23 protein-coding genes are annotated in these 21,503 nt (G+C 65.6%); 7 read left to right on the top strand and 16 right to left on the bottom strand.

Annotation, left to right across the window (positions count from 1 at the left end):
* Positions 1-95 precede the first annotated feature (95 nt).
* The 5 genes from J2X38_RS21140 to J2X38_RS21120 form a co-directional block, all read right to left on the bottom strand.
* Positions 96-644: a gamma carbonic anhydrase family protein gene (locus J2X38_RS21140; protein ID WP_310257224.1), complete on the bottom strand. Its 549-nt coding sequence runs from the start codon at positions 642-644 to the stop codon at positions 96-98.
* A complete protein-coding gene (locus J2X38_RS21135) occupies positions 641-2,893 on the bottom strand; it encodes a fused MFS/spermidine synthase (RefSeq protein ID WP_310257222.1) in 2,253 nt (750 codons plus the stop codon). Before J2X38_RS21135 ends, J2X38_RS21140 begins: the two co-directional genes overlap by 4 nt.
* Entirely contained in the window at positions 2,890-3,432 is a 543-nt protein-coding gene (locus J2X38_RS21130) for a GNAT family N-acetyltransferase (RefSeq protein WP_310257221.1), read from the bottom strand. Before J2X38_RS21130 ends, J2X38_RS21135 begins: the two co-directional genes overlap by 4 nt.
* Positions 3,429-4,427, bottom strand: coding sequence for a porphobilinogen synthase (hemB, locus tag J2X38_RS21125; RefSeq protein WP_310257219.1), 999 nt, complete (start codon positions 4,425-4,427; stop codon positions 3,429-3,431). The genes J2X38_RS21130 and hemB overlap by 4 nt, the downstream gene beginning before the upstream one ends.
* Positions 4,428-4,600: 173 nt before the next feature.
* Complete coding sequence (locus J2X38_RS21120; RefSeq protein WP_310257397.1) at positions 4,601-6,145, bottom strand: M23 family metallopeptidase; 1,545 nt, start codon at positions 6,143-6,145, stop codon at positions 4,601-4,603.
* A gap of 274 nt (positions 6,146-6,419) precedes the next feature.
* On the opposite strand from J2X38_RS21120, the gene J2X38_RS21115 reads away from it, so the two are divergent.
* The 6 genes from J2X38_RS21115 to J2X38_RS21090 all read left to right on the top strand — a co-directional run bounded on the left by J2X38_RS21115 (position 6,420) and on the right by J2X38_RS21090 (position 15,744).
* Complete coding sequence (locus J2X38_RS21115; protein WP_310257217.1) at positions 6,420-9,200, top strand: helicase-related protein; 2,781 nt, start codon at positions 6,420-6,422, stop codon at positions 9,198-9,200.
* A complete protein-coding gene (locus tag J2X38_RS21110; protein ID WP_058537748.1) occupies positions 9,200-9,559 on the top strand; it encodes an RNA-binding S4 domain-containing protein in 360 nt (119 codons plus the stop codon). The genes J2X38_RS21115 and J2X38_RS21110 overlap by 1 nt, the downstream gene beginning before the upstream one ends.
* Before the next feature lie 115 nt (positions 9,560-9,674).
* Positions 9,675-10,013, top strand: coding sequence for a ferredoxin FdxA (gene fdxA / locus J2X38_RS21105; RefSeq protein WP_058537747.1), 339 nt, complete (start codon positions 9,675-9,677; stop codon positions 10,011-10,013).
* 154 nt (positions 10,014-10,167) lie between these two features.
* Positions 10,168-10,818: an ATP-dependent Clp protease proteolytic subunit gene (locus J2X38_RS21100; protein ID WP_058537746.1), complete on the top strand. Its 651-nt coding sequence runs from the start codon at positions 10,168-10,170 to the stop codon at positions 10,816-10,818.
* Between the two features lie 169 nt (positions 10,819-10,987).
* Positions 10,988-12,259 (top strand): ATP-dependent Clp protease ATP-binding subunit ClpX, encoded by a 1,272-nt coding sequence (gene clpX / locus J2X38_RS21095; protein WP_310257214.1) that lies wholly within the window; start codon positions 10,988-10,990, stop codon positions 12,257-12,259.
* A gap of 269 nt (positions 12,260-12,528) precedes the next feature.
* The gene (locus tag J2X38_RS21090) at positions 12,529-15,744 is read left to right on the top strand and encodes a TonB-dependent receptor (RefSeq protein WP_310257212.1); all 3,216 of its coding nucleotides are present in this window, start codon (positions 12,529-12,531) and stop codon (positions 15,742-15,744) included.
* 102 nt (positions 15,745-15,846) lie between these two features.
* Here J2X38_RS21090 and J2X38_RS21085 read toward each other — a convergent pair whose 3' ends face one another.
* The 10 genes from J2X38_RS21085 to J2X38_RS21040 form a co-directional block, all read right to left on the bottom strand.
* Positions 15,847-16,257 (bottom strand): SufE family protein, encoded by a 411-nt coding sequence (locus J2X38_RS21085; RefSeq protein WP_310257210.1) that lies wholly within the window; start codon positions 16,255-16,257, stop codon positions 15,847-15,849.
* Positions 16,258-16,391: 134 nt separating this feature from the next.
* The gene (locus tag J2X38_RS21080; protein WP_310257208.1) at positions 16,392-16,640 is read right to left on the bottom strand and encodes a hypothetical protein; all 249 of its coding nucleotides are present in this window, start codon (positions 16,638-16,640) and stop codon (positions 16,392-16,394) included.
* A 23-nt stretch (positions 16,641-16,663) separates the two neighbouring features.
* Positions 16,664-16,927, bottom strand: a complete 264-nt coding sequence (locus tag J2X38_RS21075) for a hypothetical protein (protein ID WP_310257206.1) — start codon at positions 16,925-16,927, stop codon at positions 16,664-16,666.
* 30 nt (positions 16,928-16,957) lie between these two features.
* The gene (locus J2X38_RS21070; protein ID WP_037513613.1) at positions 16,958-17,221 is read right to left on the bottom strand and encodes a hypothetical protein; all 264 of its coding nucleotides are present in this window, start codon (positions 17,219-17,221) and stop codon (positions 16,958-16,960) included.
* 12 nt (positions 17,222-17,233) lie between these two features.
* Positions 17,234-17,551, bottom strand: coding sequence for a hypothetical protein (locus J2X38_RS21065; protein ID WP_310257204.1), 318 nt, complete (start codon positions 17,549-17,551; stop codon positions 17,234-17,236).
* Between the two features lie 14 nt (positions 17,552-17,565).
* On the bottom strand, positions 17,566-17,865 hold the full coding sequence (locus tag J2X38_RS21060; protein WP_056367994.1) for a hypothetical protein: 300 nt from the start codon (positions 17,863-17,865) through the stop codon (positions 17,566-17,568).
* Positions 17,866-17,904: 39 nt separating this feature from the next.
* Positions 17,905-18,285 (bottom strand): envelope stress response membrane protein PspC, encoded by a 381-nt coding sequence (pspC, locus tag J2X38_RS21055; RefSeq protein WP_056367992.1) that lies wholly within the window; start codon positions 18,283-18,285, stop codon positions 17,905-17,907.
* Between the two features lies 1 nt (position 18,286).
* Complete coding sequence (pspB, locus tag J2X38_RS21050; protein WP_056367989.1) at positions 18,287-18,562, bottom strand: envelope stress response membrane protein PspB; 276 nt, start codon at positions 18,560-18,562, stop codon at positions 18,287-18,289.
* A gap of 12 nt (positions 18,563-18,574) precedes the next feature.
* Positions 18,575-19,240: a phage shock protein PspA gene (gene pspA / locus J2X38_RS21045; RefSeq protein ID WP_310257201.1), complete on the bottom strand. Its 666-nt coding sequence runs from the start codon at positions 19,238-19,240 to the stop codon at positions 18,575-18,577.
* A gap of 102 nt (positions 19,241-19,342) precedes the next feature.
* The gene (locus J2X38_RS21040; RefSeq protein ID WP_156419602.1) at positions 19,343-19,513 is read right to left on the bottom strand and encodes a hypothetical protein; all 171 of its coding nucleotides are present in this window, start codon (positions 19,511-19,513) and stop codon (positions 19,343-19,345) included.
* A 178-nt stretch (positions 19,514-19,691) separates the two neighbouring features.
* Here J2X38_RS21040 and pspF point away from each other — a divergent pair, with 178 nt between their 5' ends.
* The gene (gene pspF / locus J2X38_RS21035) at positions 19,692-20,723 is read left to right on the top strand and encodes a phage shock protein operon transcriptional activator (RefSeq protein ID WP_058537738.1); all 1,032 of its coding nucleotides are present in this window, start codon (positions 19,692-19,694) and stop codon (positions 20,721-20,723) included.
* 148 nt (positions 20,724-20,871) lie between these two features.
* Here the strand turns inward: pspF and J2X38_RS21030 are convergent, their stop codons facing one another.
* Complete coding sequence (locus tag J2X38_RS21030) at positions 20,872-21,381, bottom strand: hypothetical protein (protein ID WP_310257199.1); 510 nt, start codon at positions 21,379-21,381, stop codon at positions 20,872-20,874.
* Positions 21,382-21,503: the final 122 nt, after the last annotated feature.

The raw sequence follows: 21,503 nt of genomic DNA, 5'->3' as shown, positions 1-21,503 counted from the left end.
CTGACGGAGGGGCTATGACGCGCCGTTGCGGCCCCTCCACCATCCGCTTCGCGGACGGTCCCCCTCCCCATGGCTTCGCCACAGGGAGGATCTATTTACCCCTCGATCGCCGCCTTGTGCATGCGGCCGTTCATCACATAATGCGCGACGCCCAGCTGCATCCCTGCGGCCTGCGCATCGTCGATTTCGCGCACGCGGCGCGCGGGCGATCCGGCCCACAGTTCGTGATCGGGGATTTCCTTGTTCTCGGTCAGCAGTGCGCCCGCCGCGAGCATCGCGTCGCTGCCGATGCGGCACCCGTTCATCACCGTCGCCTTGAGACCCACGAACGCGCGGTCGGCGAGCGTACAGCCGTGCACCATCGCGAGATGGCCGATCAGCACATCCTCGCCGATGATCGTCGGAAAGCCTTCGGGGCGGTGCGGCATCGGGCCGTCGCAATGGACGATGCTGCCATCCTGGATGTTCGAGCGCGCGCCGACGACGATGCGGCTGACATCGGCGCGCAGCACGCAATTATACCAGATGCTGGCATCGGGCCCGATCGTCACGTCGCCGATGATGCGGCATCCCGGCGCGATGAAGGCGCTGGGGTCGATCTGCGGCGTCTTGCCATTGACGCTGATGATGCTGATGTCGTTCATTCGTCGCGGCCTCCAATGAGATTCTTCCAGATCAGGACCGGCAGCGTCGAGGCATAATCGTCGGTCCAGCGTTCGAAGTTCGGACGCGCTTCGAGCGGCACCCAGGCGTCGAGGTCGCGCGAATCCTTGCGCGGCCTGATCCCGCCGGTCAATTGCTGCATCCGCTGCGGCGTCGCGGTCAGCGCGACCCAGTTCGATCCGGTGAGGTCGCCATATTCGTCGCCGACCGGACCCGGGTCCATGCGGATCGCGCTCGTCCAGCCGCGCGCCTTCGCCTCCGCCGCCAGCACCGGCTCCAGATCGAAGAAGCGGTTCGAGATGTGGATGAGCAGGATCCCGTCGGGCTTCAGCGCACGCGCATAGATGCCGATCGCCTCTTCGGTCAGCAGATGCAGCGGAATCGCATCGGACGAAAAAGCGTCGATGACGATGACGTCGAAGCGCCCCGCGGGCTGGTTGGCAAGCTGGAGCCGCGCATCGCCGATGACGATCGGCGTGTCGCCGGCACAATCGGAGAGGAAGGTGAATTTCGAAGGATCGCGCGCGATGTCGACCATCACCGGATCGATCTCGAAGATCGTCCAGTGCTGATCGGGCTTTCGATAGCAGGCGAGCGTGCCTGCCCCCAGCCCGACGATGCCGATCGACGCATTCGGCCCGGCAAGCGCCGCGGCCTTATCGAGCGTCAGCCCGACGCCGGATTGATGGCCATAATAGGTCGTCGGATCGCGCCGGTGCGCGGCGTCAGTACGCTGAAGTCCGTGGAGCGTGGTGCCATGCGCGAGACGGCGCTGGTTCGATGCCGGATAATCGGTGACGGTGTAGACGCCGAAATAGCTGCGCACGCGCGCACCGGTGAAGCTTTCCTGGATCGTGTCCCAGCCGCCGACGCCGATCATCAGCAGCGCGAGCACGGGCACATAGGCCCAGCGCCAGCCGATGACGAGCGTGCCGACGACGAAGATCGCGATGCCCCACGAGGTCGTCGCGCTGTCGAGCCGGCCGGTCCAGTCGCCGACCATATGCCAGGCGCCGAAAGCGGCGAGCGCGACGAATACCGCGGCCACGATCCGCGCGGTCTTCGCTTCGAGCCCCAGCCATTTGTCCCACGGCAACAGTGCGGGGAGCGGCAGCAGCATCGCGGCGGCGAGGATCAGCAGCGGATGCTCATAGACCCAGTCGAAGATCAGCGGCGCGAACAGTGCGGCGAACAGCCCGCCGAGCACGCCGCCCGCCGACATGATGAGATAGAAGAGCGTCAGATGCTGCGCCGCCGGGCGGAGATGATAGAGATAGCCGTGGAGCGCCGTCGCGACGACGAACAGCATCGCGAGGCTTGCGAGCGCGACCATCATCGAGCCGCCGCCCGAGCTCAGCAGCCCGAGCCCGCCGACCGCGAGCAGCAAGACGGGTGCGATCAGCGTGATGATCTGTGTCGGCCGCTCCATCGTCGAAAAGGCGATCACGAAGCTCAAGAGATAAAGGCCGAGCGGCAGCACCCACAGCAGGGGCATTGCGACGATGTCCGTGGTGAGGTGCGTCGTCGTCGACAGCATCAGCCCCGATGGCACCGCGGCGATCAACAGCCAGTGAAGCTGGCGGCGCAGGCTCGGGCGCGGTTCGTCAGTGATCGCGGCATGCGCTTCGGCGCCGCCATGCCAGCGCGCCGCCGCAGCCCCCGCAACGAGCAGCACGAGCAGTGCGTAACCTGCGGTCCAGCCCCAGCTCTGCACCGCGAGCGGCATCGTCGGCTCGACGAGTGCCGGATAGCTGATGAGGCCGGCGAAGCTGCCGAGGTTCGAGGCGGCATAGAGATAATAAGGATCGCCCGCGCGCGTATCGGCGGCGAACCAGCGCTGCATCAACGGCGCCTGCGCCGAGACGACGAAGAAGACGGGGCCGATCGACGCGAGCAGGAGCAAGGGCACCCACAGCGCCTCCTGCCCCGGACCGGGTGCCGCGATCTGCGCGATGCCGATCGGGAGCCACAGCGCCGCGACGAGGAAGAGCGCGAGGTGGATGACCGCCTGGCGCCGCACGGTGAAACGCCCGAGCCAGTGCGCATAGGCATAGCCGCCGAGCAGCAGCGCCTGGTAGACGAGCATCGCGCTGTTCCACACCGCGGGCGCACCGCCCAATTTGGGCAGCACCATGCGCGCAACCATCGGCTGGACGAGGAAAAGCAGGAAGCTGCCGACGAGGATCGTCAGCACGAACAGCCAGCGGCGCGGCGAGGCGGAAACGGTCATGCGATTTTCCACGCCGAACGCGATAGCGAATAGGTCACGTGCGGCCGCAAGGGATTGTCGGCGGCGAGCCCCGGATGATCGAAGTCGAGGTCGGCGCAATATTGCATGCCGAGCCGTTCCATCACCGCCCGGCTGCGGACATTGCCCTGCCAGGTGATCGCCAGGATTTCATCGTCGGGCAGGTTCGCGAAGCTCCACGCAATCGCGCCGCGCGCCGCCTCGCTCGCGAAACCGGCGCCCCAGCAATCGCGCGCGAGCCGCCAGCCGATCTCGACCTTGTCCGCGACGGGGCCCATGTCGCCGCGGATGACGCCGCACCAGCCGATCAGCCGCGCATCTTCGCGGCGCTCGAGCGCCCAGAAGCTATGCCCATGTTCGGCTTCGCGCGCCTTGACCCGTTCGATCAGCGCCTGCGTCGCATCCATGTCGAGCGGCGGGCCAAGCGTTGCCATAACTTCCGGGTCGCTGCAGATCGCTTGAAAGGGCGCGACATCCTCGTCGCGCCACGATCGCATCACCAGCCGCTCGGTCACGATCATGCGTTAAGCAGCCGTGCAGCATGGAGCGCATGATAGCTGAGCACGCCCGACGCGCCGGCGCGTCGGAAGGCAAGCAATGTTTCGAGGACGAGCGCATCGCGGTCGCCCGCGCCGGCGGCGGCCGCGGCCTCGATCATCGCATATTCGCCCGACACCTGATACGCGTAGACGGGCACGGCAAAATTGTCCTTCACCGCGCGGACGATGTCGAGATAGGGAAGCCCGGGTTTCACCATCACGCTGTCGGCGCCCTCGGCGAGATCCTGTGCGACTTCGCGCAGCGCTTCCTCGGCATTCGCGGGGTCCATCTGATAGGTCTTCTTGTCGCCCTTGAGCAGTCCGCGCGAGCCGACCGCGTCGCGGAACGGGCCATAGAAGGCCGAGGCATATTTGGCGGCGTAGCTCATGATCTGGACATGGCCGAAGCCCTCGGCCTCCAGCGCTTGCCGGATCGCGCCGATGCGGCCGTCCATCATGTCGCTGGGCGCGATGATGTCGGCGCCGGCGCGCGCCTGATTGAGCGCCTGTCCGACGAGGACCTCGACCGTTTCGTCGTTGAGCACATAGCCCGCATCGTCGATCAGCCCGTCCTGCCCGTGGCTGGTATAGGGGTCGAGCGCGACGTCGGTGAGGATGCCGATCTCGTCGCCGAGCGCTTGTTTGATCGCGGCGGTGGCACGGCACATCAGATTGTCGGGATTGAGCGCCTCGCCGCCATCCTCGCTGCGGCGATCGGCCTGCGTATAGGGAAAGAGCGCGAGGCACGGGATGCCCGCGGCGACCGCGTCACGCGCGCGTTCGACGAGCAGGTCGACCGACCAGCGCGATACGCCGGGCAGGCTCGATATCGGTTCCTCGGTGTTGGACCCATCGGCGACGAACAGCGGCCAGATCAGGTTCGCGGGCGAAAGCTGGGTTTCGCGCACCATCGCGCGGCTCCAGCCGGTGCGGCGGGTGCGGCGCAGGCGCAGGTCGGGAAAAGCGGCTTGGGTCATGCGGGGTGCATAGCGGCGTGCGGGCGCGGGGCAAATGGATATTGGGCTGCCAGCGTGCCAACTTCTCCGCTTGCATCGAGCGAAGTCGAGATGCCCATCGGCAAGGCGCACGGCCGAGAGGCGTCTCGACTTCGCTCGACGCGAACGGAATTTAGAAGCGCGGAGAGGCTAAATCAGATCCCGTCGCCCGCGCGTTTCGAGGCGACGTCCGCGAGCGAACCGAGCTTCGGCCCCTCGACCTGTTTCGCCGCGATCGGGGTCAGCGCGGCGCCCGGCGCGATCGATGTCAGCGACCGGATGCGGGCGCGGAAATCGGCGAGCGCCTTGCCTTCGAGCAGCGCGCGCGTGACGAACGTCACCGACGACGGGTTCACCGCGCGGCCGTTGCGATAGAGTTCGTAATGGAGGTGCGGGCCGGTCGAAAGGCCAGTCGAGCCGATATAGCCGATCACCTGCCCGCGGCGCACGCGCTGGCCCGAGCGCACCGCGATGCGGCTCATATGGCCATAGCCGGTGCCGAGGCCGTTGCCGTGATTGAGCTTCACATAATTGCCGAAACCGCCGTGGCGCCCCGCGATCGTCACGACGCCGTCGGTGACGGCATAGATCGGCGCGCCATAGCCGCCGCCGAAATCCATGCCGCTGTGCATGCGCTTGTAGCCGAGGATCGGGTGGCGGCGCATGCCGAAGGTCGAGGTTACGCGGCCATTCGTGGGCCGCGTCATGCCGCCGCGCTGCTCGCCGACACCCGACGCCTCGAACCATTGCGTCCGGCCGTCGACATTCCATTCGAGCATCGAGAGTTTCGCTTTTCCGCCGCGGATCAGCCCGGCGTAGAGCAATTTACCCGTTTCGGTCTCGCCCGTTTCGGCGCGGCGGTAATCGACGATGATGTCGAACTCGTCGCCGGCGCGAATATCGCTGCCGACCGAAATCTGCTTGCCGACGACGCGCAGATAGGACTGGATCGCGGCGGGCGGCGCGCCGGCGGCGCGCGCCGAACGGTAGAGGCTGTCGCCGACCCGGCCGCGGATGCGCAGCGGGGTTGCGTCGACCGCGATCGGGATGCGCCGCATCACGAGCTGTCCGCCCTGCCGCTCCATCTCGATGCGCAGATCGAAGCGCGCGCGCATCGCGAGCGCCTCGACCGGGCGCGGCATCGTGCGCGCGGCGCGGCGGCCGAGGATCAGGTCGATCCGCGTGCCCGGCGCGATGTCGGCGAGCGGAACCGCGCCCGATACCTGGCGCGCCAGCGCCTGCGCCTCGCTGCTGCCGACGCCCGAGCGTTCGAGCAGGCGGGCAAAGCTGTCGCCGCTGCCCAAGGTGGCGGTGAGTTCGATCTGCGGCCGTTCGGGCGTCTGGGTCAGCGGGCGCACCGCGTCGGTCGCCGCCATATGCCGTCCGGTGTCGCCGCCGAATGCCAGCGGCACGATCATCTGCGCACGCGCTTCGTTAAAATCGGCGGCATCGAGCGCTGGGGTTCCGCCGACTTGAAGCGGCTGGATGCCCGGGAAGGTCGCGATCGCGGTTCCGCACAGCAGGGTTAATGTCGCAAGGCCGCGCCACCATTCGGCCGAACCGATATTGTCGCCGAGGTCGGGAACGAGGTCGAGCTGCGCCAGCCGGTCGCGCCATCCGAGATGCTGTTCGGCGTCGGCAACGGCGCGCCGCAGCGGGATCGCTTGCGACATCGTGAGGGCGGCCGCGTTGCCGGACATCCCCGCGATGGGTTCGTGACGCTGGAACAAATTGCAACCCCCGCTCGGCCAGCCTCGCATATCCCCGGCTGCCGAATGATGTTTTCGAGGCACTGTCTGTAAAGAAAGGTCGTTAAAGTCAATTTAATGGCGGATTTGCCGCGGCGCGTTGCGGCAAGGCGTGGCGGGGCCGGGATATTATGCAACAGTGTGGAAAAAATCGGCCTCCGTCCTGCCATTGCGCGATCGGCTGTTGCGCGCGGACCTTGCGCATGCCAGCTTGGCTCCCAAGAAAATGACGTCATCCTCCTCCCAGCCGGTCAAGGCTGTCCTTGGCCCCACCAACACCGGCAAAACCCATTTGGCGGTCGAGCGCCTGACCGCCCATTCGAGCGGCATGATCGGCTTTCCGCTGCGCCTGCTCGCGCGCGAGGTTTACGACCGCGTCGTCGCGATCAAGGGCGCGGCGCAGGTCGGACTCGTCACCGGCGAGGAGCGAATCCTGCCGCCCGACGCGCGCTATCTGCTCGGCACGATGGAAGCGCTGCCGGTCGAACGCGACGTTGCCTTTGTCGGGATCGACGAGGCGCAGCTCGGCGCCGACCCCGAGCGCGGCCATGTCTTCACCGACCGGCTGCTGCGCGCGCGCGGACGCGAGGAAACGATGATCCTGGGGTCGGCGAGCCTTCGCGGGCTGGTCAAGGGACTGGTGCCCGAGGCCGAGATCATCACCCGGCCGCGTTTCTCGACCTTGAGCTACGCCGGGTCGTCGAAGCTCTCGCGCCTTCCCAAACGCTCGGCGATCGTCGCCTTTTCGGCCGAGGAAGTCTACGCGATCGCCGAAATGCTGCGCCGCTTTTCGGGCGGCGCCGCGGTCGTGATGGGCGCGCTCAGCCCCAAGACGCGCAATGCGCAGGTCGCGATGTTCGAGGCGGGCGAAGTCGATTATCTCGTCGCGACCGACGCGATCGGCATGGGACTCAACCTCGACGTCCAGCATGTCGCCTTTGCGAGCCTGCAGAAATTTGACGGTCGCCGCCTCCGCCGCCTGACAGTTTCGGAAATGGCGCAGATCGCGGGGCGCGCCGGGCGCCACCAGCAGGATGGCGGCTTCGGGACCGTCGGGCTGCCGCAGGGCGGCTTCACGCCCGAGGAAATCCACGCGATCGAGGGACATCATTTCCCGCCGCTCGCGAGCCTGTTCTGGCGCAACCCGACCCCGGGCTTCGGCTCGCTCGATCAACTTCTGTCCGACCTCGCGCAGCCGCCGAGCCAGCCGATGCTGCGCGCCGCGCCCGAGGCGGTCGACATCGCGGTGCTCAAGCATCTGGCAGGCGACATGGAGGTACGCGCGCGCGGCGGCGATTTCGATGCGGTGCAGCGTCTGTGGGACGTCTGCGGCCTCCCCGATTTCGAGCAATTGGGCGCCGAACATCATAGCCGTACGGTGTTCAAGCTGTGGCAGTGGCGCACGAGCGGTGACGGGATGATCGATGCCGACTGGTTCGCGCGCCGCCTCGCGCGGCTGAACGATGTCGAGGGCGATATCGACCAGCTCGCAAGCCGCATCGCCGCGGTGCGCACGCTCTGCTTCATCGCGCAGCGCGGCGACTGGATCGCGGGCGCGGCGGGTTGGACCGAGCAAACGCAGGCGCTCGAATCGCGCCTGTCCGACGCGCTGCACGCCGCGCTCGCGCAGCGTTTCGTCGACCGGCGGCTCGCGCTGCTGCTGCGCGACGCGGGACAGCGGGGCGCCGCGCTGCCCGTCGCGGTCGGCGCCGACGGCACCGTCGCGGTCGACGGCGAGGCGATCGGCACGCTGAAAGGCTTTCAGTTCAAGGTCGATCCGGTGGCGAAAGCGAGCGACCACCGGATGCTGCTCGCCGCGGCCGAAAAGCATCTGCGCGCCGAACTCGCGCGCCGCGCGACCGCGCTCGCCGAGGGCGACGACAGCGCGCTGTCGCTGATCGCCGAGCCGGGGACCGCGCCGCGCCTCGCCTGGCACGGCCACGCGATCGCCACGCTCGCGCGCGGGCCGACGCTCGTCCAGCCGGCGATCCAGATCGACCCGTCGCTGCGGCGGCTCGAACTGCATCAGGTGCAGGCGATTTCGGAGCGGCTCCAGCGCTTCGTCGCCGCCCAGCTCGCGCGCCACGCGGGCCCGCTCGCCGCGATGGGCGAGGCGGCGGGCGACCTCTTCACCCCGCCGCGCGTCCGCGCGCTGCTCGCCGCGCTCACCGACAACAGCGGGACGATCGGCCGCGCGGCGGTCGAGGACCAGCTGGGCGCGCTGACGCCCGAAGAACGTCCACAGTTGCGCAAGCTCGGCTTCACCATCGGCTCGCTCGATCTCTTCCACCCGCTGCTGCTCAAGCCCGAGGCGGTGCGCTGGCGCGCGGCGCTGACGGCGGCGCAGCAGGGCGCGCCGGTTCCCGTGCTGCCGCCGCACGGCGCGGTGCTGCAAAAGGCGGGCAGCCACGCCGGGCTGGTGATCGCGGGGTTCCGCCGCTGCGCGTCGGGCTGGCTGCGCATCGACATGGCCGAAAAGCTCGCGCGTCAGGCGCATGCCGCGCGGATGCAGGCGGCGGCACCGCCGACCGCGCCGCTCGCCGGCCGCGACGAGCATCATGACGATCATGCGGGTGACGAGCATGACGGCGTAGGCGCCGCGCCGCCGCCCGGCTTCGTAATCGACCCCGCGCTCGCGACCTCGCTCGGGCTCGACGAAGAGACGCGCCGCGCCTTGCTCGGCAGCTTCGGTTTCCGCAGCATCGGCGAACCCGCGCTGCAGCGCTGGCGTTGGTCGGGGCTGCGCAAGCCCGAAAAGCGCCCGCGCCGCAAGCCGCACCCGCATCGCAAAAGCGCCGACGCACCGCCGCGCGCCGCGAATGGCGAAACAAGGCGCCCGCCGACGCACCAGGCGAAGGGCAAACGCGGCAAGCCCGACAAAGTGCGTGTCGACGCGCCGCGCCCGCCGCGTCCCGACCGCCCCGACCGGCAGCCACGTCGCGGCCCGTCGCCGAACAGCCCTTTTGCCGGCCTCGCTGCGCTGCTCGCGGACGCACGCAAAGACTGATGGCAAGTCCGGGCGCCGCGGGAAGCATCCGGCTGGACAAGCTGCTGTGGTTCCTGCGCTTCGCCCGCTCGCGCAGCATGGCGCAGGCGATGGTCGAAGCGGGGCATATCAGGCTCGACGGGCGGCGCATCACGCGTTCATCATGCGCAGTGCATGCCGGGTCGACGCTCGTTCTGCCGGTTGGCGAGCGGATCGAGGTGATCCGCCTGCTTTCGTTGCCGCTCCGCCGCGGCCCCGCGCCCGAGGCGCAGGCTTGTTACCAGCGGCTCGATCCCGGGGCGTTGCCGCCCGCACAATCGGCTATCGACGCCGATGGAAATGCTTTGCACCCGCGGCATCCCGATCGTCCTATTCAGTGAGAGTGATTCGCAACTGTCGCTTAGCGTTGACGCACCGCCTTCACGCGGCATAGAGGCGAGCCCATATTGAGAGCCTGACGGCCCGATTGCCGTCATCTGAGGGAGCCGAAAGCCCATGACCTATGTCGTCACCGATGCCTGCGTCCGGTGCAAATATATGGACTGTGTCGAGGTGTGCCCCGTCGACTGTTTCTATGAGGGCGAGAATATGCTCGTCATCAATCCGAACGAATGCATCGACTGCGGCGTGTGCGAACCCGAATGCCCGGCCGAGGCGATCCTGCCCGACACCGAGAGCGGCCTGGAAAAGTGGCTCGAAGTGAACAGCAAGTTCAGCGCCGAATGGCCGAACATCACGGTCAAGAAGGACAGCCCCGCCGACGCCGACGAGTTCAAAGGCGTCGAGAACAAGTTCGAGACGCTCTTTTCGCCCGAACCCGGCGAGGGCGACTGAGGCGAAACCAGATAATCCGGACGGGGCGGGACTTTCCCGCCCCTTCTTTTTGCCCCCTTGAAAGACCTCCGCTTGGCGACGATGTAGGATCATGGAGGGGCAGCCCGCCGGATTCTCCGGCGCGGCATCCCGATAACATAAGGACGAATTCCCAATGATCGACCCGCTCGCAGCCCTTGTTCCCGTCGTCGTCGAGCAGACGAGCCGCGGCGAACGCAGCTTCGACATTTTCTCGCGCCTGCTGCGCGAACGGATCATCTTCGTCACCGGCGAGGTCGAGGACAATATGGCCTCGCTGATTACCGCCCAGCTTTTGTTCCTCGAATCGGAAAATCCGAAGAAGGACATCTATATGTACATCAACTCGCCGGGCGGAGTCGTCACCGCGGGCATGGCGATCCACGACACGATGCAATATATCCGCCCGCGCGTCGGCACGGTGTGCGTCGGTCAGGCCGCGTCGATGGGCAGCTTTCTGCTCGCCGCGGGTGAGCCCGGCATGCGCGTCGCGCTGACCAACGCGCGCGTGATGATCCATCAGCCCTCGGGCGGTGCGCGCGGCATGGCATCGGATATCGAAATCCAGGCGCGCGAGATTCTGCGCATCCGCAAGCGGATGAACGACCTGTATGTGAAATATACCGGCAAGCCGCTGAAAGAGATCGAAAAAGCGATGGACCGCGACACCTTCCTCGAAGCCGACGAGGCCAAGGCATTCGGACTCGTCGACCAGGTGTTCGACCGCCGTCCGGGCTTGCCGGGCGACGACGCGCCGAAGGATGTGAGCGAAGGCCCGACGCCCTGAGTGCCACGTCCCGAAACGAACCAGTAACCGCGTTTCTTGACGCCCGCTTCGCCCTCTGGCGCTACGCGGGACATTGAACCGATGTCACCCAATTGCCATATTGTAATTGGGTGACCGCGGGCTAGGATAAAGGCGGCGGTGCCCTTTTGGCGCTGCCAGAGGAAGATTTATGACGAAATTGAGCGGCTCGGACAGCAAGAGCACCCTTTACTGCTCCTTCTGCGGCAAGTCGCAGCACGAAGTTCGCAAGCTCATCGCAGGACCGACCGTGTTCATCTGCGACGAATGCGTTGAACTGTGCAACGACATCATCCGCGAAGAGATCAAGGGCGGGATCGCCGCACGCAAGGATGGCGCGGTGCCGACGCCGCTGGAAATCTGCCAGCATCTCGACGCCTATGTCATCGGCCAGAACACCGCCAAGCGCGTGCTGTCGGTCGCGGTGCACAATCATTACAAGCGCCTCGCCAACTCGGGCCGCGGCGATGATGTCGAACTCGCGAAGTCGAACATCCTGCTCGTCGGCCCGACCGGCAGCGGCAAGACTTTGCTCGCGCAGACGCTCGCGCGTTTCCTCGACGTGCCCTTCACCATGGCCGATGCGACGACGCTGACCGAGGCCGGCTATGTCGGCGAGGATGTCGAGAATATCATCCTCAAGCTGCTGCAGTCGTCCGACTATAATGTCGAAAAGGCGCAGCGCGGCATCGTTTATATCGACGAGATCGACAAAATCTCGCGCAAGGCCGAAAACCCGTCGATCACCCGCGACGTGTCGGGCGAAGGCGTGCAGCAGGCGCTGCTCAAGCTGATGGAAGGCACGACCGCGAGCGTTCCGCCGCAGGGCGGGCGCAAGCATCCGCAGCAGGAATTCCTGCAGGTCGACACGACGAACATCCTGTTCATCGCCGGCGGCGCGTTCAGCGGCCTCGAAAAGATCATCGGCGACCGCCTGCAGGGCAAGTCGATCGGTTTCGGCGCGCATGTCGCCGGCCCCGACGAGCGCCGCATGGGCGAAGTGCTGAAGAATATCGAGCCCGAGGATCTGCTGAAATTCGGCCTGATCCCCGAATTCGTCGGCCGCCTACCGGTCATCGCGACGCTCGAGGATCTCGACATCGACGCGCTGGTCAAGATTTTGGGCGAGCCCAAGAACGCGCTGGTGAAGCAGTATCGCAAGCTCTTCGACCTCGAGGAGGTTGTGCTGACCTTTACCGACGATGCGCTGGTCGCGGTCGCCAAGAAGGCAATCGAACGCAAGACCGGCGCGCGCGGGCTGCGCTCGATCGTCGAGGCGATCCTGCTCGACACGATGTTCGACCTGCCCGACCTCACCGACGTGGTCGAGATCGTCGTCGACAAGGATGTCGTCGAGGGCCGCAAGGATCCGGTGCGCGTCTATGCCGACAAGGCGAAAGAAGCCGCAGGCGACGCCGCCTGAGTCGCACATGGGGCGCCCCACGGGGCGCCCTTTTATGTTGCATTGCAGCAACAGTTTCCGGAAAAAACGCATCCCCGCCTGTGGATAAGTTTGGGCACCTGACGAAAATTAGCGGTTTTTTGCACCGCGTCTGAGCGGCGCGGCCCTCCCCGCTTGCACTGTCACAATTGCTGTCACAATCGTGCCACATGCGGGCTTCAGGGGCGCTCGCAGGTCAGGCGCGCCCCATTCGGGCGCCTGCCAAATGCACACCAAAGGGGACAATCCAAATGCATTTCCGTCATTATCTGGCTGCCAGCGCCGCTGCGCTCAGCCTGAGCGTCGCGCTCGCCGCTCCCGCCGCAGCCCAGGAAACCAGCTCGTCGCTCCGGGGGACCGTCGAAACGGCCAGCGGCCCGGTCGCCGGCGCCGCCGTCACCGTGACCCACGTCCCGTCGGGCACCGTGTCGCGTACGACCACCGACGCCAGCGGCAATTTCGGCGCCAACGGCCTTCGCGTCGGCGGCCCCTACACGGTCGAAGTGACCGCTGACGGTTTCGACAGCACGCAGGTCACCGACCTGTTCCTGCAGGCCGGCCAGCCTTTCCGCCTGCCGATCACGCTCGAAGACACGGCGATCGTCGTGACGGCCTCGTCGGTCAAGGGCGCAGTCGAAACCTCGAACGGCCCGATCACCGCGCTCAACCGCGAAGCGATCGAAGGTGCCGCCTCGATCAACCGTGACATCCGCGACCTCGCACGCCGCGATCCGCTGGTCACGCTCGACCTGAGCAACGCCCGCACGATCGAAGTCGCCGGCAACAACGGCCGTCTCAACCGCTTCTCGGTCGACGGCGTCCAGATGAGCGACGACTTTGGCCTCAACAACGGCGGCCTGCCGACCTCGCGCGGCCCGGTTCCTTTCGACGCGATCGAGCAATTCTCGGTCAAGGTCGCCCCCTTCGACATCGCCGAGGGCGATTTCCAGGGCGGCGCGGTCAACGTCATTCTCCGTTCGGGCGGCAACAAGTTCCACGGCGGCGCCTTCTTCACCTACACCGACGACAGCCTGACCGGCGACCGCACCCGCGGTCGCAACATCAATCTGAACTTCGACAGCAAGCAATATGGTGCGCACCTCAGCGGGCCGCTGATCAAGGACAAGCTGTTCTTCATGCTTGCCTATGAAAAAACGAAGGAAAGCGATCCGTTCGACGATGGGTTCGGCGACGGCTTCGCGAACCAGGTCCCCGGCCTGACGCAGGCGGTGATCGACCAGGTCAGCAACGTCGCACAGTCGCGCTATGGCTACGACACGCTGGGCCTGTCGCCGAATGCGGTCGAAGAAGACGAAAAGATCATCGGCAAGCTCGACTGGAACATCAGCGACACGCAGCGCGCATCGCTGACCTATATCCGCAACGTCGGCACGCAGCAGTTCCAGCAGAACACCTTCCTGACCGCGCCTTTCGCGCTGGGTTTCCAGTCGAACGGCTATGAGCTGGCCGAAGAAGTCAACTCGGGTTCCTTTGAACTGAACTCGACCTGGTCGGACACTTTCTCGACCACCTTCCGCGCATCGTATCGCGACTATAACCGCGACCAGACGCCGTTCGGCGGCCGCGAGTTCCCGCAGATGGAAGTCTGCACCGACGCGGCTTCGACGGGTTCGGCAACCAGCTGCGACGGCACGCGCCTGTTCTTCGGCCCCGACGTCAGCCGTCAGTCGAACGACCTCAACACCGAAAATCTGTCGTTCGACCTCACCGCGCGTCTGGACGCCGGCGATCATTCGTTCCGCCTGCTCGCGGGCTACACCGACGTTTCGGTGTACAACCTGTTCCTGCAGCGTTCGCTCGGCGATTTCTATTTCGATAGCCTCGCCGATTTCGCCGCTGGCAATGCGAACCGCCTGCGCTACGGCAACGCGGTGCCCAGCCTCGATCCGAACGATGCCGCGGCCCGTTTCAGCACGCAGAACTACACCGTGGGCATCCAGGACGACTGGCAGGTCACCCCCGATCTGACGCTGTCGCTCGGCGTTCGTTACGACCTGTTCGGCAACGATGTGAAGCCGCCGCTGAACCCGAACTTCCTGGCTCGTTATGGCTTCCACAACCGCGAAACCTTCAACGGCCGCGACGTGCTGCAGCCGCGCTTCGGCTTCAACTGGCAGGCCACCGACAAGCTGATCGTCCGCGGCGGCGTCGGCATTTTCTCGGGCGGCACGCCCGACGTCTATCTGTCGAACAGCTTCTCGAACACGGGCCTGCTGACCAACTCGGTCGACATCAACGACGCCAACTGTGCGGCGTCGGTGACCTGTAACGCCCTTACCAACGTCTCGAATGGCACAATCCCGACCAGCGTCACCGACTTCCTGTCGCGGAACGTCGGCTCGTTGGCAGCCGCGCCGACCGACAATATCGATCCGGATCTGAAGGTCGCGCGCAAGTGGAAGGCTTCGTTGCAGGCCGATTATGAAATCGGCGACGGCTGGTTCGTCGGCGGCCAGTTCCTGTACGACAAGAACATCTATGGCTACACGTGGACCGACCTGCGCTCGGTGCCGGTCGGCACGTTGCCCGATGGTCGCACCCGCTATGGTCCGATCGGCGGCGCCGCAACGAGCAACCGCGATCTCCAGCTGACCAACAGCGAAAAGGGCCGCGCCTATTTCGCGACCGCCCGCTTCGCCAAGGCATGGGACTTCGGCCTCTCGATCGACGGCAGCTACACCTATTCGAACGTCAAGGACGAAGGCGCGATGACCTCTTCGACCGCGTCGTCGAACTATGGCAACAACGCCTTCGTCGATCCGAACCGCGCTGCCTATGGCCGGTCGATCTACGAATATACCCACCAGTGGAAATTCGGCGCCGACTTCAAGCGCAACTTCTTTGGCGACAATGAAACGCGTATCAGCCTGTTCGGCGAATATCGCTCGGGCCGCCCGTACAGCGTCACCATGCTGGACAACAGCAGCGGCCGCGGCGCGGTGTTCGGCACCGTCGGGAACCTTGGCAACATGCTGCTCTACGTTCCCACCGGTGCCAACGATCCGCTCGTCCAGTGGGGTTCGCACACTGCCAACGGCGCAACCGTGACCGCAGCGCAGAACGAAGCGGCGTTCAACGATCTGATCAGCCAGCTCGGCCTCGAAAATTATCGCGGCAAGATCGTCAAGAAGAACAGCCAGACCTCGCCCGACTTCTTCAAGGTCGACCTGCACTTCAGCCAGGAAATCCCGGCCTTTGTTGGCAATGCGAAGTTCAAGCTGTTCGCGGACGTCGAGAATGTGCTGAATCTGATCGACAGCGACTGGGGTTCGCTCCGTCAGGTGTCGTTCCCGTACAACTCGGCATTGGTGCGCGTCACCTGCGCCGCGACGAGCGGGGCGAACTGCACCAAATATCAGTATACCAACACTCTTGCACCGAACGAGGTTCTGACGAACCGCGTGTCGCTGTACGGCGTCCGCGTCGGCGTGAAGGTCAACTTCTAAGCCATCCGGCTTCGGCCAAAAAGAAAAGGGGCGCGGGAGGCAACTCCCGCGCCCTTTTCTTTGGGTGAGAACAGGTCCGGCGCAAGCGGCGCTCTTGACGGATCAGCCCGCGGCGATGCGGTGCGCGGTCTCCTGCACAAGCGCGATCATGTTGGGCACGCCCTGCGTCCGGTTCGACGACAGCTGGCGCGTGAGGTCGAAGGGCGCGAGCGCCGCCGCGACGTCCATGTCGGCGACTTCGGCCGCGGGCTTGTCCTGCACCGCGGCGAGCACGAGCGCGACGATCCCCTTGGTGATCGCGGCGTTGCTGTCGGCGAGGAAGTGGAGCTGCCCGTCTTCGCGTGGCACCGGATAGACCCAGACGCTGGCCGAACAACCGCGCACCATTGTCGCGTCGGTCTTGAGCGCATCGGGCATCGGCTCGAGCGTCCGGCCGAGATCGATCAGCAGGCGATAGCGATCGTCGCCGTCGAGAAAATCATATTCGTCGAAGATATCGGTCAGGCTGCGCATGGCCGCGCCACTCGCATAGATGGCGCCAAGTTGAAAGAGCCCTGAAACGACATCGGCCCGCTTCCCTGTCAGCCGCCGGACGGATGGCGACGGACAGGGGAGAGGGCCGGTGCCGCGCGGGTGTCGCGGATGGATTAGAGATCGACCCCCGCCGCGATGGCTTCGAGCTTGCGCAGCCGTTCCTTGAGGTCGGCGATCTCGATCCGCGACCCGGCGTGCGGGACGCCTGGATCCTGCGCGAGCGGCGCGTGGTGGCCCGCGGCGAGTTCCTCGCGCTTGAGCTGGATCCAGTCGCGCCAGCCGCGCAGCGCGACCAGGCTGACGATGGTCAGTGCGGTCAGCGCGATCGCTGCGGCGGTGAAGTCGGGGGTGATGAAAGCCATGAGCGTTGCTCCTTTTCCGGCATTCAGATTTTGCTGTTGTCGCGCAATTTCTCGATTTCCTGATCGAGCGTGACCGCGCGGTTGTGGTCGGTGGCGATGCGTTCGAGCACCTGGATCCGGTCCTTCAGCGCACGGATTTCGGCTTGCAGCGCCTTGGTCTCGCTATTGTCGGTGGCGACGAAATAGTCGCCGCCCTTGTGATCGCGGCGGATGCCGTGCTTGGCGCGGATAATGCTGCCGATGGTCACGATCAGGACGATGCCGACAACCATTTCAAACGGGCCCATGGGGAAGATCCTTTCCGTATATCTTTGTTTTTAGTTCAGCGGGGCGTCGCGCAGCTTTTCGATCTCGTCGGCGACATCAATTCCCTTGTCGGTAACGATGCGCTCGAGAACACGGACGCGCGCCTCCAGCCGTTCGGTTTGCGCCGCATATTGCGCGGCCTTCTCGGCGGTCTCGTGGGTGATCGCCTGGAACTGCTTTTCCTTGAACTTCAAGGTCCGCTCATAAGCGGCATAGCCGATGGCCAAGGTGACGGGCAGTCCGACGACGATGGCGAGAATGAAGATGACTTCCATGGTTCAATCTCCTCAGTTAGAGGGGCGCCGCAACGCCTCGATCTCATGGCTCAGCCGGTGGCTCTCGTCGGTGACGATGCGCTCGATCACCGCGAGGCGATCCTTCACCGAACCGAGCTCGGCGCGCAGCTGGGCATTTTCCTGGCTGATCAGCTTGACGCGTTCCATCGCCTCGTCGCTGGTCTTGGGGTAAACCGCCTTGCCCCAGCTGTTTTCGAGCGGATAACCGTTCTTGACGCGGAGCCAGGCGGTGAAGACCCACCCTCCGACCCCGGCCAGCCCGATGGTGGCGATGACGGGGGCGATGGCGTTCAGGACATCGAGATTCATTGTCTTTTATCCTCTCAGCGCAGGCGGTCGATCTGGCTGGCGAGCTCTGCCGCCTGACCATGGTTTTCGGTCGCGATGCGTTCGAGCACCGAAATCCGCTCTTCCAGCCGGCTGACCTGCCCCGCCAGCTTGGCGTTGTCATCGGTCAGCAGGGCGATTTTTCGATCAGCGTCGGGGTCGGTTCGATGAACCGTGCCGCCCCATTCATTCTCAACGGGATAGCCGTGCTTGGCGCGGATCCAGGTGGTGAACATCCAGCCGCCGATCGACAATGCGATGATGGCGAGGACAAAAGTGGTGCCACCGAAATTCATGTATCTTCCTCCCTGTTGCCGTTTCCGCGTGAGGCCCGATCAGCGGAGAGCGTCGATCTCGTCCGCGAGGCGGCGGTTGTGGCTCGTATAATATTGCTCGATGTCGGCAAGCCGGCGGTCGATGTCGCGGAAGCGCGACTTGATGTCGCGGGTCGATGCGGTCGGGTTGCTGCGCACACCCTGCCAGAATTTCGCTTCCTCGCTCGAACCATAGAGCGCGAACGGCTTGGGCGTGCCCATCCAGGCGACCATCCAGTAGGCGATCAGCGTCCAGGGGAAGCCGCCCATCAGGGTCAGGAGGACCGCGCCGACGCGGACCCAGAGGACGTCGATCCCGCTATAATCCGCGATCCCGGCGCACACACCGCTCCATTTGCCGTTCTGCTTGTCGAGGTAGAATTTTGTGCGGCTGGCAGACATCTCAGTTCCTCCGGCTATTGTTTTCGAGTTGCGCCAGTTCTTCATCGCTGCGTACCGCGGGGCGGAAGTCGGGATGGTCGGCGCTGATGATGCGTTCGACGGTGTGCAGGCGGTTTTCGAGCCTTCGTGCCGTATCATAGAGTTCGTCGAGCAGCTGTTCGTCTTCTCCGGTCAGCGTCTTGGCCTGCTTCCACTTCGTGATGTAGTGGAGGATCAGCCAAGGCAGACCGAGGAAGAGGGTTCCGATAACGATCGGGACGATGATGATCTCTTCCATCGGCCTTGCTCCTTACTGCTTGCTGGCCTGCGCGGCTTTCAGCGCGGCGAGTTCGTCGGCAACCTTGTCGGCGGCCTGCAGTTCGGCGATCTCTTCGTCGAGCGACTTCTTGTAACCGAGGCTCAGCGCATCGGCGCGGCCTTCGGCTTCGTCGACGCGGCGTTCGAGGATCTCGAAGCGCGAGAAGGCGTCTTCGACGCGGTCGCCGTTGGTCATCTCGCGCAGCTTGTAGCGATTCTCGGCGCTCTCGAGGCGGTTGACGACGCTCGACTGGCGCGCGCGGGCTTCCGAAAGCTTCTTTTGCAGCTTGGCGATGTCGGCCTCGTAACCGGTCAGCGCGTCATCGAGGACGGCGATCTCGGCCTTGAGCTTCTCGGCCATGTCGCCGGCCTTCTGCTTTTCGACGAGCGCGGCGGTGGCGAGGTCTTCGCGGTCCTTCGACAGCGCGAGTTCGGCCTTTTCCTTCCAGCTGTCCTGCAGGCTTTCGAGCTTGGCGATGTGGCGGCGCATTTCTTTCTGGTCCGCGATGGTGCGGGCGGCGGAGGCGCGAACTTCGAGGAGCGTTTCGTTCATCTCGAAGATGATCTGGCGGATCATCTTTTCGGGGTCCTCGGCCCGGTCGAGCAGGTCGGTGACGTTGGCGGCGATGATGTCGCGGGTTCGTGAAAAAATACCCATTTTGAAACTCCTGTCGAAAATCTTGAGACCATTGTCTGTTTTTGAAGAAAAGCTGGTGCCGGGGCGGGGCAAGGGGGGAGAGTGCCCCGGCACCAGTGCCGGTCAGGCCAAAGCGCTGACCGCCGGGGACATGACAGCGGCAACCAGCGGGCCGGCGGGGGTGCCGGTGACGCTGGCGGCAACCTGGGGCTGGTCGATCACGCCGACGAGGATGGCAAGCGCTCCGACCGCGCTGAGCGCGAAAGTGGCGGCCTGGGCAAACATCGTTTTCATGGATCAACCTTCCCTGTGTTTTCGCTGCACCGGTGCGATCTGCGCCGGTTCGTCTGAAACAATGCATAGGGCGTGCCAATTGCGTGCGCCCACGGAAAACCGCCGAACTTCACGCTGAAACGGCGCCCCCAATCGATTTGACTTGCCAATCAGCGGGAAAATTTGCCAATGATTGGGAATGGAGCGCGAGACCCAATTTATCGGCCAATCGGCGGCGTTTCAGGACGCGGTCGAACGCGCGAGCCTCGCCGCCTCGCTCGACCGCCCGGTGCTGGTGATCGGCGAGCGCGGGACGGGCAAGGAATTGATCGCCGAACGCCTCCACCGGCTGTCGACGCGCTGGGATCGCCCCTATGTGATCATGAACTGCGCCGCGATGCCCGAAACGCTGATCGAGTCCGAATTGTTCGGACACGAGGCGGGCGCCTTCACCGGCGCGACGCGCACCCGCGCGGGGCGCTTCGAGGAAGCCGACGGCGGCACCTTGTTCCTCGACGAACTCGCGACAATGTCGATGGGCGCGCAGGAGCGGCTGCTGCGCGCGGTCGAATATGGCGAGGTGACGCGCGTCGGATCGTCGCGCCCGATCCGCGTCGACGTGCGTATCGTTGCGGCGACGAACGAGCATCTGCCCGCGCTCGCCGACGATAATCGCTTCCGCGCCGACCTGCTCGACCGGCTGTCGTTCGAGGTTATCACCCTGCCCCCGCTGCGCGCACGCGAAGGCGATATCGAGGTGCTCGCCGAATATTTCGGGCAGCGCATGGCGGCGGTGCTCGGATGGGACGAATGGCCGGGTTTCGGTCCGCGCGCGCTCGCGGCGATGGAAGGCCACGACTGGCCGGGCAATGTCCGCGAATTGAGGAATGTTATCGAGCGCGCGATCTATCGCTGGGCCGACGCCGAAAAGCCGGTCGACGCGCTGAGCTTCGACCCGTTCGCGAGCCCGTGGCAGCCGGTATCGCGCAAGGTCCCCGCACGGCCCGAGGCGTCCGCGCCGGCGCCGGCGAATGACGCCGCGCACGCGGCCACCGCCCCGCCCTCGGGCCCGGTCAGCGACCTGCGCGCGGCGGTCGACGCTTATGAAAAGCAGATATTGTCCGACACGATGGCACGCTGCCGCTTCAACCAGAAGGTCGCGGCCGAAGCGCTGGGCCTCAGTTACGACCAGATCCGCCACGCGCTGAAAAAGCACGGGCTTAATCAGTAAGGGCGGTTGATCCTCCCTGTCGCGAAGCGATGGGGAGGTGGCAGCGCGAAGTGCTGACGGAGGGGCCAATGACGCAACGTCGCTGCCCCTCCACCATCCTGCGGATGGTCCCCCTCCCCACCGCTTCGCGGCAGGGAGGATTTTCGCATTACTGCCCTGGCAACTGCGCGTTCAACGCTTCCAGCACCGCGTCCTGCGTCGAGGCGAGGTCGGCGAGCCGATCGCGCAGCGCATAGATGTCGGGAAGCCCGTCGATCTGCTCGTCGACGCTGCGCTCGAGATAGAGGCGATCGATATCGGCGAGCGCCGCGGTGAGCGGCGCGCGCGCCGCGGTAAGGCGCGAGATCGCCTGCTGCGCGACGACCCAGCGTTCGCTGCCGACGGGCGCGCCCGCGGCGGCCGAAACCGCCGACGCCGTCGCGGCCCGTTCGGCGGCAAAGGCCTGCTGGCCCGCGGCACCATCCGATTCCCAGCGCTGAAGCCGTCCGGCGAGGTCGGTGGGCAGCGGCCCCGGGGGCGCGACGACGACCGCGGGGGGCGCGACATCGAATCGCCCCTCGATCGCGCGCTTTGCCAGCGAGGGTCCGTCATTGGCCTGCGTCGCGGCGCAGGCGGGCAGCGGCAGGAGCAGCGGAGCAAAAAGAAAGGCGCGCTTCATCGCCGCCCCTGATATGGGCGCACCGACGGCGCAGCAAGCACCGAATCGGCGGCGCGCGCGATAATCGGTGCAGCCCCGCGCTTTTGGATGAAAAGCACGGGATTTGGCGGTTGACAGCGACG

The sequence above is a fragment of the Sphingopyxis sp. BE235 genome (assembly GCF_031457175.1).
Classification (GTDB): domain Bacteria; phylum Pseudomonadota; class Alphaproteobacteria; order Sphingomonadales; family Sphingomonadaceae; genus Sphingopyxis.
The sequence above is the reverse complement of the archived record's forward strand: the minus strand, read 5'-3'. Positions and strand labels throughout refer to the sequence as shown.

Coding starts and splice junctions, on each gene's coding strand:
- hemB (WP_310257219.1), bottom strand. CDS start 4,427: ATGACCCAAGCCGCTTTTCCCGACCTGCGCCTGCGCCGCACCCGCCGC.
- J2X38_RS21100 (WP_058537746.1), top strand. CDS start 10,168: ATGATCGACCCGCTCGCAGCCCTTGTTCCCGTCGTCGTCGAGCAGACG.
- pspC (WP_056367992.1), bottom strand. CDS start 18,285: ATGTCTGCCAGCCGCACAAAATTCTACCTCGACAAGCAGAACGGCAAA.
- J2X38_RS21120 (WP_310257397.1), bottom strand. CDS start 6,145: ATGTCCGGCAACGCGGCCGCCCTCACGATGTCGCAAGCGATCCCGCTG.
- J2X38_RS21030 (WP_310257199.1), bottom strand. CDS start 21,381: ATGAAGCGCGCCTTTCTTTTTGCTCCGCTGCTCCTGCCGCTGCCCGCC.
- fdxA (WP_058537747.1), top strand. CDS start 9,675: ATGACCTATGTCGTCACCGATGCCTGCGTCCGGTGCAAATATATGGAC.
- J2X38_RS21085 (WP_310257210.1), bottom strand. CDS start 16,257: ATGCGCAGCCTGACCGATATCTTCGACGAATATGATTTTCTCGACGGC.
- J2X38_RS21060 (WP_056367994.1), bottom strand. CDS start 17,865: ATGAATTTCGGTGGCACCACTTTTGTCCTCGCCATCATCGCATTGTCG.
- J2X38_RS21110 (WP_058537748.1), top strand. CDS start 9,200: ATGGCAAGTCCGGGCGCCGCGGGAAGCATCCGGCTGGACAAGCTGCTG.
- J2X38_RS21065 (WP_310257204.1), bottom strand. CDS start 17,551: ATGAATCTCGATGTCCTGAACGCCATCGCCCCCGTCATCGCCACCATC.
- clpX (WP_310257214.1), top strand. CDS start 10,988: ATGACGAAATTGAGCGGCTCGGACAGCAAGAGCACCCTTTACTGCTCC.
- J2X38_RS21040 (WP_156419602.1), bottom strand. CDS start 19,513: ATGAAAACGATGTTTGCCCAGGCCGCCACTTTCGCGCTCAGCGCGGTC.
- J2X38_RS21115 (WP_310257217.1), top strand. CDS start 6,420: ATGACGTCATCCTCCTCCCAGCCGGTCAAGGCTGTCCTTGGCCCCACC.
- J2X38_RS21075 (WP_310257206.1), bottom strand. CDS start 16,927: ATGGGCCCGTTTGAAATGGTTGTCGGCATCGTCCTGATCGTGACCATC.
- pspF (WP_058537738.1), top strand. CDS start 19,692: ATGGAGCGCGAGACCCAATTTATCGGCCAATCGGCGGCGTTTCAGGAC.
- J2X38_RS21130 (WP_310257221.1), bottom strand. CDS start 3,432: ATGATCGTGACCGAGCGGCTGGTGATGCGATCGTGGCGCGACGAGGAT.
- J2X38_RS21135 (WP_310257222.1), bottom strand. CDS start 2,893: ATGACCGTTTCCGCCTCGCCGCGCCGCTGGCTGTTCGTGCTGACGATC.
- pspA (WP_310257201.1), bottom strand. CDS start 19,240: ATGGGTATTTTTTCACGAACCCGCGACATCATCGCCGCCAACGTCACC.
- J2X38_RS21070 (WP_037513613.1), bottom strand. CDS start 17,221: ATGGAAGTCATCTTCATTCTCGCCATCGTCGTCGGACTGCCCGTCACC.
- J2X38_RS21090 (WP_310257212.1), top strand. CDS start 12,529: ATGCATTTCCGTCATTATCTGGCTGCCAGCGCCGCTGCGCTCAGCCTG.
- pspB (WP_056367989.1), bottom strand. CDS start 18,562: ATGGAAGAGATCATCATCGTCCCGATCGTTATCGGAACCCTCTTCCTC.
- J2X38_RS21140 (WP_310257224.1), bottom strand. CDS start 644: ATGAACGACATCAGCATCATCAGCGTCAATGGCAAGACGCCGCAGATC.
- J2X38_RS21080 (WP_310257208.1), bottom strand. CDS start 16,640: ATGGCTTTCATCACCCCCGACTTCACCGCCGCAGCGATCGCGCTGACC.